Raw genomic sequence first — 14,217 nt, forward strand, 5'->3', positions numbered from 1 at the left:
CCGACGCTTAAGCACCCTGCAGAATTTGGCTCAGCACCGCGCGCAGCTTGCCGGGTTTGACCGGTTTGTTGAGCAGAGGCACACCCATGCCGTGCAGTTCACGGCGGCACTGATCGCTGCGATCAGCGGTAATCATCACCGCGGGAATCGTCACCCCGAAGTGCTCACGCAAGTGCTGCACCACCTGGCTGCCGACCACCCCATGGTCGAGGTGGAAGTCGGCCAGGATCAGCTCCGGCGCCTGCAGGCCAAGCACCTGCAACGCAGTGGCCTGATCGGTGGCGGTGAGTACCTCGCAGCCCCACTGTTCCAGCAGTGCTTTCATGCTGTGCAGAATGCTCAGCTCGTTATCCAGCACCAGCAATCTCCGCCCTGGCAGCGGATCCCCCAGGCGCTGTTGTGGCGGCATCGGCACTGCCAATGTGCGCGACTGACTGCCGCTGGCCAGTGGCACCTGAATGCTGAACACCGAGCCGCGTCCTGGTTGCGAACGCACCTTGATCGGGTAACCGAGGATGCGCGCAATCCGCTCGACAATCGCCAGGCCCAAGCCCACGCCCTTGCGCTCGGCGGCGCGGCCGACATTCAGCTGATTGAACTCAAGGAAGATGCTTTGCAGCTGGTCTTCAGCAATCCCCGTGCCGCTGTCCCATACCTGCAACTCGACATACGCGCCACGCTTGCGCGCGCCAAGCAGCACGCGGCCCTGCTCGGTATAACGGCAGGCGTTGCTGAGAAAATTACGCAGGATGCGCGTGAGCAGGCGCAGATCGGTATTGAGCAGGTGCTCGCCATGGCGTACGCGCAGTTGCAACCCGGCTGCAGCTGCTACCGGCTGAAACTCCGAGGCCAACGGCGCAAGCAGTTCGTCGAGGCTGTAGACATCCAGATCGGGCTTGATCGCCGCCTGGTCCAGGCGGGCAATGTCCAGCAGATCGGTGAGCAGGTCTTCCGCGCCTTCCAGTGCCTGGTGAGTACGTTCCACCAGGTTCTGCTCACTGGCCGGCAGGCTGCGTTCGCGCAGGGTCGAGATCAGCAGACGTGCGGCGTTCAACGGCTGTAGCAAGTCATGGCTGGCGGCGGCCAGGTACTTGTCCTTGCTGCGGTTGGCCTCTTCGGCCGCATCACGCGCCTCGCGCAGGGCCTTCTCGATTCGTTTGCGCTCGACGATCTGCTGCAGCAGGTTGCGGTTGGCTTCCTGCAACTCACCGGTGCGTGCGCCGACCCGTTGTTCCAGTTCGTCATTGAGTTGTTGCAGGCGTTGCTGGGCCTGTTTGCGCTCGGTGATATCAGCGACAAAACCTTCGAACAGACCGTTCTCATCGGGTTTGAGCAGCAGGTTCATCAACACGTCGATCACGCTGCCGTCACGGCGGCGCAACTGGGTTTCATAGCCAAACAACCCAGGCTCATGGGCCAGCACGCTGCGTATATGTTCCAGCTCGGCGACACCGCCAACGAACAGGTAGTTGGCCAAGCCCGTCAGCGACCAAAGCACCTGTTGCGGATCGTCGTACCCCAGCATGCGCGCCAGGGCTGGATTGGCGGCCAGCAGCCCGTCCTGCAGGCTGGCCTGGAAAATCCCGTGCACGGCATGTTCGAACAGCCATTTGTAGCGATTGCGCTCGGTTTCCAGCTCCTCCAGGCGCGCCAGCAGTTCGGGGTAATGGCTTTTGCGTGCCGAATGACTGCTCAGCCCCAGCAGGCCGGCCAGGGCCTCGCTCTGCGACTGCGGCAAATCAGAGGGCTTCGCCATACACGACCTCGACATCACGCTGGCTGGACTCACGCGGGTTGGTCAGGATGCACGGGTCTTCCATCGCATGCCGCGAGAGGAACGGAATATCGGAGCTGGAAACCCCGTGCAGCTTGAGGGTTTCATGAAAGCCCACCGACTTCTTGAAGGTCACCAGATGCTCCACCAACCGCTGGCGGATCTGGTTGTGGTTGAGCCCGCGCACATCGATACCGAGGGTCTGCGCAACCATGCTGAAACGCTCGGGTGCGGCGCTGTAGTTGAACGCCACCACATGCTCGACCAGCGCTGCATTGCACATGCCATGGGGCAGATCGAGAAAGCCGCCGAGGCTGTGGCTCATGGCATGCACCGCACCGAGAATCGCGTTGGAGAACGCCAGCCCGGCCTGCATGCTGCCGAGCATGATCTTCTCGCGCAGGGCGATATCGTCGGGGGTGGCGATCATCTGCACCAGGTTGCCATTGATCAGGCGCATGGCCTCCAGCGCATGGGTATCAGTGAGTGGCCCGCTGCCGGTGGAAACAAACGCTTCGATAGCGTGCACCAGCGCATCGATACCGGTACAAGCGCTGAGGAACGGGTCCATGCTCAGGGTGGTTTCCGGGTCGATCAGCGATACATCCGGCACTACCGCCTTGCTGACGATGGAGAACTTCATCCGTTCCTGCTGATTGGAGATGATCACGAACTGCGACACGTCGGCCGAGGTGCCGGCGGTGGTCGGGATCAGGATCAGCGGCGGGCTGGGCACGCGGATGGTGTCCACGCCTTCGAATTCAAGAATGCTGCGGCCATGGGCCACCGCAATGCCGATACCCTTGGCGCAATCCATCGGGCTGCCGCCACCGATGGCAACGATCACGTTGCAGGCGTTGGCCCGGTAGATTTCGGCGCCGAGCATCACCTCTTCCACCCGTGGGTTGGGCGATACATCGGTGTACAGGCAGTAGTCGATATTCTGCGCCTGCAGGCTGGCTTCGACATCCGCGACCCAGCCGGCGGCAACCACGCCGGGGTCGGACACCACCAGCACCTTACGCGCGCCAAAGGTACTGGCGTAGTTGGCAACGTTGTGCCGGCAACCGGCACCAAAAATGATTTCCGGTGAAACGAATTTACGTAACTGGCTGAGGGTGTGGCTCATACAACGGCCTGTTCTTGTTGTTATGGAATAGGTTAAGCGAGGTATGCGCCAGCCTACTGCATTGCTCGGTTTATGCAATGCGACCTGCGCTCAGCTCAACTGCTGATAAAACCCATATTCGGCACGCAACGCGGCGGCCAGATTGGCGGCCTGACGGAAACCGTGGCGTTCGTCGGCGAACAGCTGATATTTCACCGGCAACCCACGCTGGCGTAGTGCCTCGACCATGGCCTCGGTCTGGCTTGGCACCACCACAGCATCCAGCGCGCCCTGGAAGAAAATCACCGGCGCCTTGATCCGTTCGGCCTGCAACAAGGGTGTGCGATCCCGGTAGCGCTCGGCATCCTGCTCGGGGTCGCCGATCAGCCAGTCGAGGTAATCCGCCTCGAACTTGTGGGTCTGCCTGCGCAGCGCCAGCGGGTCACTGACGCCATAAAGACTGGCGCCACCACGAAGCTGCGGCAACTCGACCAAAGCCCGCAGCGCGCTGAAGCCACCTGCGCTGGCACCGCGTACGAACACGCGTTGCGGATCGATACGGCCCGCGCGCGCCAGCGCATCGATAGCGGCGCGAATGTCCTCGACCTCCAACTCGCCCCACTGGCCAGCCAGACGCAGGCGATAGGCGCGGCCGTAACCGCTACTACCACGGTAATTGAGGTCGAGCACGGCGAAGCCGCGCAGGGTCCAGAAGGCGATACGCGGGTCGAACACCGGGTAGCAGGCCGAGGTGGGGCCGCCATGCAGAAAGATCAGCAGCGAAGGACGCTCTCCGGTTGATGCAGGCGAGTAAAAAAAACCGTGGCTGCGCTCACCTTCGCCCACAACGCAGTTAAATGACTGGGGGCGGGACAGTTGTTCCTCGCCCAGTGGCTGTTCACCACCGGCCAGTATCTGCACCGTACCATCGCCTCGGCTAATCGCTAGCACCGCCGGCAGGCGATCCGGTGCGGCAGCGATGCAGTAAAAATGCTCGGCATCGGCGGCCAGGCTGCGAAAACGCGTGAAATGCTCTGCGAAGTGCCGCTCGTAAGGTGCGCTGTGCGCACTATCAGTCTCGAAAGCGCACCCTACCAGTACGCCTTTACCTTGCTCGAAACGCGTCAGCAGCAGTTCGCCGTTTTCCAGCGGCAGGTAGGTTCGGCCACCCAGCTGCCAGGGTGCGGGAGCATGATCGAAGGGTGCAGTGCATGCATCATGCTGTTTATCAATACACCAGGGCTGCCACCAACCCGCCTTGTCGCTCAACACCCACAACCGGCCCAGCACATCGAAACGCGGCTGCTGCAACGATTGATCACGGCCCTGCCCAGCCAGCACCTGGGTGCGTTCGCCCGACTTACGTTGGCACAGACGCGTGGCAACCCAGGGCTGATCGGGGCGATCCCACTCGATCCAGGCCAACCGCTGGCCATCACTATCGGCCACTGGCGCGGCGTAAAAATCAGCGCCTTCGACCAGAACCTCGCGCTTGCCCGTCAGGCCAATACGTACCAGGCGATGTATCACCGCACCACCTTCATGACTTTCCTCCACGGCCAGCAGCGCCTGCCAGGCGGGCACAAAACACAGGTCGCCATAACGGCAGTTGGGTGAGTCGGTCACGCCGTAGGGTGCGCTGTGCGCACCGCCGTCAGGGTCAATATTGACTAGGTAAACCTGCTGATCATTTTCATTGACGAAGGCCACGCCCAGCTCCGTGGCACAGCACGCACCGCCGCCGTATTCGTAAACCCGGCTGCGTACGGAGAACCCCGGCGGGGTCAGTTCAGTCACAATTCCATCACGACAAAAGAACAACCCACAACGCGCTAGCAACGGATCAAACACCACCCACAGCACTCCGCCGTGGGCCGCATGCAGTTCGGCGAAGTCAGCGCTGGCCGCTGCGGCCTGTTCGGCGCTCCAGATCGCGTCGGGGTCGGTCAGGCCTTGCATATGATCCGCGAGGCCTTCTCATTGCGGTATTGCAGGGCATCCAGCCCCAGCGGCGCGTCATCGGCCTGCTGGCGCGCTGCGAGAATCACGCCATGCTGCGCCGACTTGCTGCACACCGGGTCGGCGTTGCTGGCATCGCCGGTGAGCATAAAGGCCTGGCAACGACAGCCGCCAAAATCCTTGTGCTTCTCGTCACAGCTGCGGCATGGCTCGGGCATCCAGTCATCACCACGGAAGCGGTTGAAACCGAAGGAATGCCGCCAGATATGTTCAAGGCTGTGCTCGCGCACATTGGGAAACTGCACCGGCAACTGCCGCGCGCTATGACAGGGCAACGCGGTGCCATCCGGGGTGATGTCGAGGAACAGGTTGCCCCAACCGTTCATGCAGGCCTTGGGACGCTCCTCGTAATAGTCCGGGGTGACGAAGATCAGCTTGCACGGGTGATTCTCGGCCGCCAGCTTGTCGCGCCACTGATTGGTGATGCGTTCGGCGCGCTCCAGCTGGGCGCGGGTCGGCAGCAGCCCTGCGCGGTTCAGTTCGGCCCAGCCATAGAACTGGCAGGTGGCGAGTTCGACGAAATCTGCTTCCAGCTCCAGGCACAGCTCGATGATCCGCTCGATATTGTCGATGTTGTGTCGGTGGGTGACGAAGTTGAGCACCATCGGGTAGCCATGGGCCTTGACCGCACGGGCCATGGCCAGCTTGTGAGCGAAAGCCTTTTTCGAGCCGGCCAGCAGGTTGTTCACTTCCTCGTCGGCGGCCTGAAAGCTGATCTGGATATGGTCCAGCCCAGCCTCGGAGAATTCGGCAATACGCGTTTCAGTCAGACCGATGCCAGAGGTGATCAGGTTGGTGTAGTAACCCAGATCACGCGCGGCCTTGATCAGCTCGGCCAGGTCCTGGCGCACCAGCGGCTCGCCGCCGGAAAAACCCAGTTGTGCAGCACCCAGCTCACGGGCCTGGCGGAACACCTCGATCCACTCGGCAGTGCTCAGTTCCGCGCCCTGTTGGGCGAAATCCAGCGGGTTGGAGCAGTACGGGCATTGCAGCGGGCAGCGGTAGGTCAGCTCGGCCAGCAGCCACAGCGGCGGCCCCGGTTCATGACCTGCTTTAGAGAAGCTCAATCCAGAACTGAGCACTGGCGACCTCCATAAAGGCGAGGATGTCTTCGTCGATCCCCGGCACATCAGGGAAACGCTGGTGCAGGCTGTCGATGATCTCGGCTACCGAACGCTTGCCATCGATTTGTTGGAGAATCTCACTGGCACTGTCGTTGAGCTTGATCATGCCTTCCGGGTAGAGCAGCACATGGCAACCCTGAGCCGGCTCGAATTGCAGGCGAAAGCCGCGGCGAATGGCGGGGATAGTGGGCAGGATGGTGGCAGTCATAATCTCGGCTCCGTTGCGATGCGCGCGGCGCACCCTACATACCGTTCACCCGTAGGGGGCGCCGTGCGCACCGTTTGTCTGCGGCTCATAGCGCAATCCCCCGATGCCAGACGCGCTCAGCGGTCACCGTGTGATACGGCGCGCGCTCCAGCTGGTAGGCCATGCTCATGGCGTCGAGCATGCTCCACAGCACATCGAGCTTGAATTGCAGGATTTCCAGCATGCGTTCCTGGGCTTCACGGGTGCGGTAGTGTTCCAAGGTGATACGCAGGCCATGCTCAACATCGCGACGCGCCTGCTGCAGCCGCGCGCGAAAGTAGCTGTAACCCTCGGCATCGATCCAGGGGTAATGCTGCGGCCAGCTGTCCAGACGTGACTGGTGAATTTGCGGAGCGAACAGTTCGGTCAGCGAGCTGCTGGCGGCTTCCTGCCAGGACGCGCGGCGGGCGAAATTGACGTAGGCATCCACGGCAAAGCGCACGCCGGGCAGCACCAGCTCTTGCGACAGCACCTGCTCGCGCTCAAGGCCCACGGCTTCGGCCAGGCGCAGCCAGGCTTCGATACCGCCCTCCTCGCCCTGCGCACCGTCGTGATCAAGAATGCGTTGCAGCCATTCACGGCGGGTGTCGCGATCAGCGCAGTTGGCCAGGATCGCCGCATCCTTGAGCGGGATGTTCAGTTGATAGTAGAAGCGATTGGCCACCCACCCTTGAATCTGCTCACGGCTGGCGTGGCCGGCATACATCGCCTGATGAAACGGGTGGTGAATGTGGTAGTACGCGCCCTTGGCGCGCAAGGCCTGCTCAAACTCGGCAGGGCTCATGGCGGGTTGGCTCATCAGTATCTCCAATACGCGTTGCCGTAGGGTGCGCCGTGCACACCCGCATTCGTTGAGGTGCGCACGACCTGGGCGCCCTACAAAACGATGCTCATGCCATCGAACGCGACCTCGATACCGTGCGCGTCGAGTTCGGCGCGCTCAGGCGAATCCAGGTCGAGAATCGGGTTGGTGTTGTTGATATGAATCAGGATCTTGCGTGCAGATGGCAGGCCATCAAGCACCTCGATCATGCCGCCAGGACCGCTCTGACACAGGTGGCCCATCTCGCTGCCGAGCTTGTCGCCCACTTCGCACACGCGCATTTCGTCATCGCGCCACAGCGTGCCGTCCACCAGCAGGCAGTCGGCGCGGCGCATCCAGGCCAGCAATGGTTCATCGACCTGACCCAGACCGGGGGCATAGAACAGCGTGCCGCCGGTGCGGCGATCCTCGACAAACAAACCAATGTTGTCGCCCGGATGCGGGTTGCCACGGTGCGGTGAATACGGCGGTGCGCTGCTGCGCAACGGCACGGCCGTGATCGACAAGTTGGTACAGGCCGCAATGCTGAACGGCTCGCCATCAAGGGCAATCAGGTTGTGCTGCAAACCGCCATTCCAGTGGCTGAGCATGTTGAACAGGGGAAAGCCGCTGGTCAGGTCCTGATGCACCATCTCGCTGCACCAGACTTGGTGCGGACAGCCTTCACGCAGGGTCAGCAGGCCGGTGGTGTGGTCGATCTGGCTGTCGAGCAGGATGATTCCGGCAATCGCGCTGTCGCGCAGCCGACGCGCCGGGTTGAGCGCAGGAAAGGCTTCGATCTGTACGCGAATGTCCGGTGAGGCGTTGCACAGGATCCAGTCCTGGCCATTGTCACTCAGGGCAATCGAAGACTGTGTACGCGGCTGCGCCCGTACGCTGCCCGCGCGCACGCCACGGCAGTTACGGCAGTTGCAGTTCCACTGGGGGAAACCACCGCCAGCGGCGGAGCCAAGAATCTGGATATGCATGGACGCTTCCGATTGCGATGCCAATGGGCATGCCTGTTGGGATGCCCCGGCAATGCCGGGGCAAAAACGGCTCAACGATTGGCGAAGTACATGGTCACTTCGAAACCAATACGCAGGTCGGTGTAGGCGGGTTTAGTCCACATGGCGCGGTCCTCTTCTTATCGACGCCGGCGAATTCCGGCCCCTTCATTAAGCCCCCCGACCGACAGCAGCCAAATGGTACTTTGGGATGAATTTCTGCTGGCATTGGTAGTGTTTGCAGGGTGCGCGCGACGCCACCTGCGTTGTCCGGCAACCTCACGCTGACTATGCAGCAACAGATGCAACACGCTGCCGCTGACAGCAGCCAATAAAAAACGCGGCCGAAGCCGCGTTGCGATAGTGACCTGCTGCAGCAGTTATCTGCCCAGACCACAAACAGATCTCGCCGACCGGCGAATCGCAGGAAGGAGCCCGGCGCACTGGAGCGGATACGCCGGGGTTACACGAGTTAGAAGAAGCCCAGCGGGTTGATGTCGTAGCTCACCAGCAGGTTCTTGGTCTGCTGGTAGTGGTCGAGCATCATCTTGTGGGTTTCACGGCCCACACCGGATTTCTTGTAGCCACCGAACGCGGCGTGCGCCGGGTACAGGTGGTAGCAGTTGGTCCATACGCGACCGGCCTTGATTGCCCGACCCATGCGGTAGGCGACGTTGATGTCGCGGCTCCACACGCCTGCGCCCAGGCCGAACTCGGTGTCGTTAGCAATGGCCAGCGCTTCGGCTTCGTCCTTGAAGGTGGTCACGCCGATCACCGGGCCAAAGATTTCTTCCTGGAACACTCGCATCTGGTTGGTGCCCTTGAGCAGGGTCGGCTGGATGTAGTAACCGTTGGCCAGGTTGCCTTCGAGTTTCTCCACGCCGCCGCCGGTGAGCACCTGAGCACCTTCCTGCTGGGCGATCTCCAGGTAGCTGAGGATCTTGTCGAACTGCTGCTGCGAGGCCTGAGCGCCAACCATGGTGTCGGTGTCCAACGGATCGCCACGCTTGATCTGTTTGATCTTCTTCATCACCTCGACCATGAACGACTCATAGATCGATTCCTGCACCAGCGCACGCGACGGACAGGTGCACACTTCGCCCTGGTTGAAGAAGCCCAGCACCAGGCCTTCAGCGGCCTTCTCGATAAACGCCGGCTCGGCATTCATGATGTCGGCGAAGAAGATGTTCGGCGATTTGCCACCCAGTTCGACGGTGCTCGGGATGATGTTTTCGGCGGCACACTTGAGGATGTGCGAGCCCACTGGAGTCGATCCGGTGAAGGCGATCTTGGCAATGCGTTTACTGGTGGCCAGTGCTTCACCGGCTTCACGGCCGAAACCCTGAACGACGTTGAGCACGCCCGGCGGCAGCAGGTCGCCAATCAGTTCCATCAGTACGGTGATCGACAGCGGCGTCTGCTCGGCCGGCTTGAGCACGATGGCATTGCCCGCAGCCAGGGCCGGTGCGAGTTTCCAGGCACCCATCAGCAGCGGGAAGTTCCACGGGATGATCTGCCCGACCACACCCAGCGGCTCATGGAAGTGGTAAGCCACGGTGCCTTCATTGATCTCGGCGGTGCTGCCTTCCTGAGCGCGGATGCACCCGGCGTAGTAGCGGAAATGGTCAGCGGCCAGAGGCACGTCGGCGTTGAGGGTTTCGCGCACGGCCTTGCCGTTGTCCCAGGTCTCGGCCACGGCCAGCAGTTCGAGGTTGGCTTCGATGCGGTCGGCGATTTTCAACAGAATGTGCGAACGCTCCTGCACCGAGGTCTTGCCCCAGGCATCGGCAGCAGCGTGCGCAGCATCCAGCGCCTTGTTGATATCGGCGGCGTCAGAACGGGGGAACTCACCGATCACCGAACCATCCACCGGGCTGGTGTTGCTGAAGTACTGGCCACTCAGCGGGGCGACGAACTCACCATTGATGTAGTTGCCGTAGCGCGGTTTGAGGGTGATGACGGCGCCTGGCGTACCGGGTTTGGCGTAAAGCATGGGATTGACCTCTCTTGTTGGCGGAGCCTGCCCCCTGGGACGTGGAGCAGGTCATGGTTCGATCTTAGGAAGCGCCCTGCTCGACCGGTATGCGCCCATGGCACAAAACCTCTCGTCATTTGGTAGTAGAGCCATAAAGCGCGCCCCAGAGCCGCGTACCGCCCCGTTTCAGGGCAGCTGCCGGCTAAACGCGCGCCCATCGGCATCCACCCAACGCAGCAACAGTGGTGTCTGCCCGGCGGGCAGCAGCATCCTCCAGTAAGGGTTGGCCGCCAAACCCTCGAAAGGTTCGATGCGCAGCAGATTGCCGTGCGTCCCGCTGACCTCAAAATGTGTCGGCAAATGCCGGGGCAGCAGTTGACCATCCACGCTCGAACGCCGCCCGGTTTCCATCGGATGACGCAACAGGCTGCGCAACTCCAGACCGCGCCCCTGCGGCTCCAGCCAGGCCTGCAACGGCCCCAGGTTGCTGCCTGGCTGAGCGCTACTCGGCGACAGGCAACTGCTGTTCAACACCTCCACCGCCTGCGCCGCCAGCCACACACGCCCGCGCCCATCACGGGCCAGTACGATCAGTTGCTGACTGCGCGGCAGGCGCACACGGGTCGACAGACGCAGCGGCGCGTCCCAGGCCTGCACGTGCAGCGTGGCGATACGCGGATCGTCTTCAGCGCTGCGCAGCAGGCTCAGTGATAACGGGGGCTGGGCATCCTGCAGGGTCAGGTCAATGGCGACAAACGCGCCATCCTCGACCCAGGTCGGCACGTCCAGGCTCAACCCCTGGGTTTGCACCTCATGGCCCTGCAACCACTGCTCAACGCTGTGCTGTGCCTGCCCCCAGGGTTGCGCAGCCACAGGGCCGGCCAGCACCAGCAACACCAGCAGGCGCAGGGTCATGCCAGATGCCCCCAGGCATCCATGCAGATGCTCTGATACCAGGCATCGGCCAGTGCCGCTTCCTGAGCCCGCAACCCGGCAGGCGGCTGCAACGGGCTGAGCGTCAGGCTGCCTGGCAGCTCAACCAGGCGCTGCTCCTGAATGCCGTAATCAGCCGCAATCGACACCGCCTGGCCCGGTGCCAATGCGCTGTAACAGGTGTTGCGCCAGCTCGCGGTTGGCGGCTCCTGGCCGGCCAGATCTGCCAGCAAGGCCGCGACTGCCACCTTGGCCTGAGCATTGGCGCTGTAGGCTGACTTGGGCATGGGCGCGGCGATGCAGGCATCCCCCGCCACATAGATGTCACTGGCCTCGCGGGCTTGAAAGGTGGTCGGACGGATCGGTACCCAACCGCTGGCATCGACCAGGCCACTGCGAGCAGCGATTTCGGCAGCTTTCTGCGGTGGAATCAGGTTGATCACCGCCGCGCGATGGCGCTGACCAAACTCGCAGAGCAGCTCGCGCCGACCAGCATCGGCGCGCACAACACGGCCATCGCCAGCACGCCCAACCCACTCGATGCGCTCGCCATAAAGCGCCTGCCAACCCTGCTGAAACAGCGCCTGCTTGGAGAAACTGTCCTTGCTGTCGAGGATCAGCACCTTGCTGCGTGGCTTGGCCTGGCTCAGGTAATGGGCGATCAGGCTGGCCCGTTCATAGGGCCCTGGCGGGCAGCGATAGGGGTTGTCCGGTACGCTGATGATCACCAAGCCACCATCGTCCATGGCCTGCAGTTGCCGGCGCAGCAGAGCGGTTTGCGCGCCAGCCTGCCAGGCATGCGGCAGACGGCTGGCGGCATTGCGGTCGTAGCCCTCGATGGCCTGCCAATCCATGTCGATTCCGGGTGCCAGCAACACCCGGTCATAGCGCAGGCGCTGGCCGCCCTGCAGCACCACCTGCCGAGCCTGCAGGTCAATTTCCCGCGCCCGTTCGCGTACATGCAGCACCTGTTGCCGCTGCAAGGCACGGTAATCCTGACGCAGGCTGTCCAGCTCACGCAGCCCGGCGAGTACATGGTTGCTGAACGGGCAGGTATGAAAGTCAGACTTCGGCTCAATCAGCACCACGTCCAGCTGCTCGGCCTGACGCTTCAGGTAGCGCGCCGCCGTAGCACCGGCAAAACCGCCGCCGATCACCAGCACCCGCGCCCGGCCGACGCTGGCTTGCAGCGTCCCCGGCAACAGCCAGGGCAGCATGGCGGCCCCGGCGAGCAATTGACGACGTGTAAGGCCCTGCATGCTTCCCCCTGCACCGAAAAACTCTGTGCGCGAATAAAATCGCAACAGAGCCTATCTGCACGCTGAAGCACAGTCGTAAACCAGACCATGCTTCTTTGGTCGTGAGTCATTGACACCAAAGCATGAAAACAAAAACGGCCGGTCTAGACCGGCCATTCTGTACAGGCTATCCGCCAATCAACGTTTGGCGACCAGTTCCTTGGGCAGTTTGAAGGTCCAGAGCATGCCGCCCTGGTTGTAGTTCTTCACCCGCTTGGCCACTTCGCCGCCCCACAGCGGCACTGCACCACCCCAGCCTGAGAGCACCGAAACATACTGCTCGCCGTCCATCTCCCAGGTTACGGGCGAACCCAGCACGCCGGAGCCAGTCTGGAATTCCCAGACCTTCTCGCCGGTCTTGGCGTTGAAGGCCTGCAGGAAACCTTCCGGGTTGCCGGTGAACACCAGGTTGCCCTTGGTGGTCATCACCCCGCCCCACAGCGGCGCGTAGTTTTTCTGCCGCCAGACTTCCTTGCCGGTTTTCGGGTCGATGGCGCGCAGTACACCGATGTAGTCCTCGTTCAGCGGCTTGATGGTGAAGCCAGCACCAAGGTAGGCCGCCCCCTTCTTGTAGGCGATGTCCTCGTTCCAGATGTCCATGCCCCACTCGTTGGACGGCACGTAGAACAACCCGGTGTCCTGGCTGTAAGCCATCGGCATCCAGTTCTTCGCACCGAGGAAGGCGGGTGCAGAGAACACGCTCGTGCCCTTCTCCTTCGCGCTTGGCGAGCCGGGACGGTTGCTGTCGTCGTAGATCGGCCGGCCATTCTTGTCCAGACCCTTGGCCCAGGTGATCTTGTCGACAAAGGGGAAGCCGCGGATAAACTTGCCGTTGGTGCGGTCGAGCACGTAGAAGAAGCCGTTACGGTCAGCGGTGGCTGCAGCCTTGATAGTCTTGCCGCCATCCTGATAGTTGAAGGAGACCAACTCGTTGACACCGTCGAAGTCCCAACCGTCATGCGGAGTGGTCTGGAAGTGCCACTTGATGCTGCCATCGTCCGGGTTCAGCGCCAGGCGCGAAGACGAATAGAGGTTGTCGCCCGGGCGCAGGTGCGAGTTCCACGGCGCCGGGTTACCGGTGCCGAACAGCAGCAGGTTGGTTTCCGCGTCGTAGTAACCGCCCAGCCAGGGCGCGGCGCCACCGGTTTTCCACAGGTCGCCCGGCCAGGTCTTGCCGGCTTCACCACCGCTGATGCCGTTTTCAATCGCCTTGCCGTCCTTGTAGATGTAGCCCATGTGACCTTCCACGGTCGGGCGGCTCCACAGCAGTTCGCCGTTTTTCGGGTCGTAGGCTTCGATCTTGCCGACCACGCCGAATTCGCCACCGGACACCCCGGTGATAAGCTTGCCATTGACCACCAGCGGTGCCGCCGTGATCGAATAACCGGCCTTGTGATCCGCCACGTTCTTGCGCCAAACCACCTTGCCGGTGTCCTTGTGCAAAGCCACCAGTTTGGCGTCCAGGGTGCCGAAGATCACCAAATCGCCATACAGCGCCACGCCACGATTGATCACGTCGCAGCACGGACGAATGTCATCCGGCAGGCGTGCATCGTACTGCCACAGCTCGCGCCCAGTGCGGGCATCGACGGCAAACACCCGCGAGTAGGACGCGGTGACATACATCACGCCGTCCTTGATCAGCGGCTGTGCTTGCTGACCGCGCTGCTTCTCACCACCGAAGGACAGCGTCCATACCGGGCGCAGGTCCTTGATGTTGTCGGTGTTGAGTGTGGCCAGCGGGCTGTAGCGTTGGCCTTGCAGCCCCAGGCCGTTGGTGACGATCTGGCCGGTGGTGCTGGCGTCCTTGAGGATTTCCTCATCGGTCACCGCCAAGGCGGCGGCGGACGGCATCAGCATCGCCGCGCACAGCGCGGTAAGGAGGAAAGGCTGGCGAAGACCGGTGTGTTTCATTGCGGCTACCTCTGTG

12 protein-coding genes are annotated in these 14,217 nt (G+C 62.3%); all 12 read right to left on the bottom strand.

Annotated elements, in window-relative coordinates:
* Window positions 1–7: 7 nt before the first annotated feature.
* The 12 genes from ACOCLD_RS14355 to ACOCLD_RS14410 all read right to left on the bottom strand — a co-directional run bounded on the left by ACOCLD_RS14355 (window position 8) and on the right by ACOCLD_RS14410 (window position 14,201).
* Window positions 8–1,756 carry a NahK/ErcS family hybrid sensor histidine kinase/response regulator gene (locus ACOCLD_RS14355; protein WP_422909647.1) on the bottom strand — a complete coding sequence of 583 codons (1,749 nt, stop codon included), beginning with the start codon at window positions 1,754–1,756 and terminating at the stop codon, window positions 8–10.
* Entirely contained in the window at window positions 1,740–2,903 is a 1,164-nt protein-coding gene (ercA, locus tag ACOCLD_RS14360; protein WP_167144891.1) for an alcohol dehydrogenase-like regulatory protein ErcA, read from the bottom strand. Before ercA ends, ACOCLD_RS14355 begins: the two co-directional genes overlap by 17 nt.
* 90 nt (window positions 2,904–2,993) lie before the next feature.
* Window positions 2,994–4,841 carry an alpha/beta hydrolase family protein gene (locus ACOCLD_RS14365; RefSeq protein ID WP_422909648.1) on the bottom strand — a complete coding sequence of 616 codons (1,848 nt, stop codon included), beginning with the start codon at window positions 4,839–4,841 and terminating at the stop codon, window positions 2,994–2,996.
* Window positions 4,829–5,983, bottom strand: coding sequence for a pyrroloquinoline quinone biosynthesis protein PqqE (pqqE, locus tag ACOCLD_RS14370; RefSeq protein ID WP_422909649.1), 1,155 nt, complete (start codon window positions 5,981–5,983; stop codon window positions 4,829–4,831). Before pqqE ends, ACOCLD_RS14365 begins: the two co-directional genes overlap by 13 nt.
* Entirely contained in the window at window positions 5,955–6,233 is a 279-nt protein-coding gene (gene pqqD / locus ACOCLD_RS14375) for a pyrroloquinoline quinone biosynthesis peptide chaperone PqqD (protein WP_422909650.1), read from the bottom strand. The genes pqqE and pqqD overlap by 29 nt, the downstream gene beginning before the upstream one ends.
* An 85-nt stretch (window positions 6,234–6,318) precedes the next feature.
* Window positions 6,319–7,071, bottom strand: a complete 753-nt coding sequence (pqqC, locus tag ACOCLD_RS14380; RefSeq protein ID WP_422909651.1) for a pyrroloquinoline-quinone synthase PqqC — start codon at window positions 7,069–7,071, stop codon at window positions 6,319–6,321.
* Between the two features lie 77 nt (window positions 7,072–7,148).
* Window positions 7,149–8,063, bottom strand: a complete 915-nt coding sequence (gene pqqB, locus ACOCLD_RS14385) for a pyrroloquinoline quinone biosynthesis protein PqqB (RefSeq protein WP_422909652.1) — start codon at window positions 8,061–8,063, stop codon at window positions 7,149–7,151.
* A 71-nt stretch (window positions 8,064–8,134) separates the two neighbouring features.
* Window positions 8,135–8,206: a pyrroloquinoline quinone precursor peptide PqqA gene (pqqA, locus tag ACOCLD_RS14390; protein WP_003243383.1), complete on the bottom strand. Its 72-nt coding sequence runs from the start codon at window positions 8,204–8,206 to the stop codon at window positions 8,135–8,137.
* 347 nt (window positions 8,207–8,553) lie between these two features.
* Entirely contained in the window at window positions 8,554–10,074 is a 1,521-nt protein-coding gene (locus ACOCLD_RS14395; protein ID WP_090252831.1) for an aldehyde dehydrogenase family protein, read from the bottom strand.
* Between the two features lie 168 nt (window positions 10,075–10,242).
* The gene (locus ACOCLD_RS14400; protein ID WP_422909653.1) at window positions 10,243–10,971 is read right to left on the bottom strand and encodes a thiosulfate oxidation carrier protein SoxY; all 729 of its coding nucleotides are present in this window, start codon (window positions 10,969–10,971) and stop codon (window positions 10,243–10,245) included.
* Window positions 10,968–12,248 carry an FAD-dependent oxidoreductase gene (locus ACOCLD_RS14405; RefSeq protein WP_422909654.1) on the bottom strand — a complete coding sequence of 427 codons (1,281 nt, stop codon included), beginning with the start codon at window positions 12,246–12,248 and terminating at the stop codon, window positions 10,968–10,970. The genes ACOCLD_RS14400 and ACOCLD_RS14405 overlap by 4 nt, the downstream gene beginning before the upstream one ends.
* Before the next feature lie 177 nt (window positions 12,249–12,425).
* Window positions 12,426–14,201: a methanol/ethanol family PQQ-dependent dehydrogenase gene (locus ACOCLD_RS14410; RefSeq protein WP_422909655.1), complete on the bottom strand. Its 1,776-nt coding sequence runs from the start codon at window positions 14,199–14,201 to the stop codon at window positions 12,426–12,428.
* Window positions 14,202–14,217: the final 16 nt, after the last annotated feature.

Origin of the sequence: Pseudomonas cimarronensis, assembly GCF_049331905.1 — a bacterium.
Taxonomy (GTDB): Bacteria; Pseudomonadota; Gammaproteobacteria; order Pseudomonadales; family Pseudomonadaceae; genus Aquipseudomonas.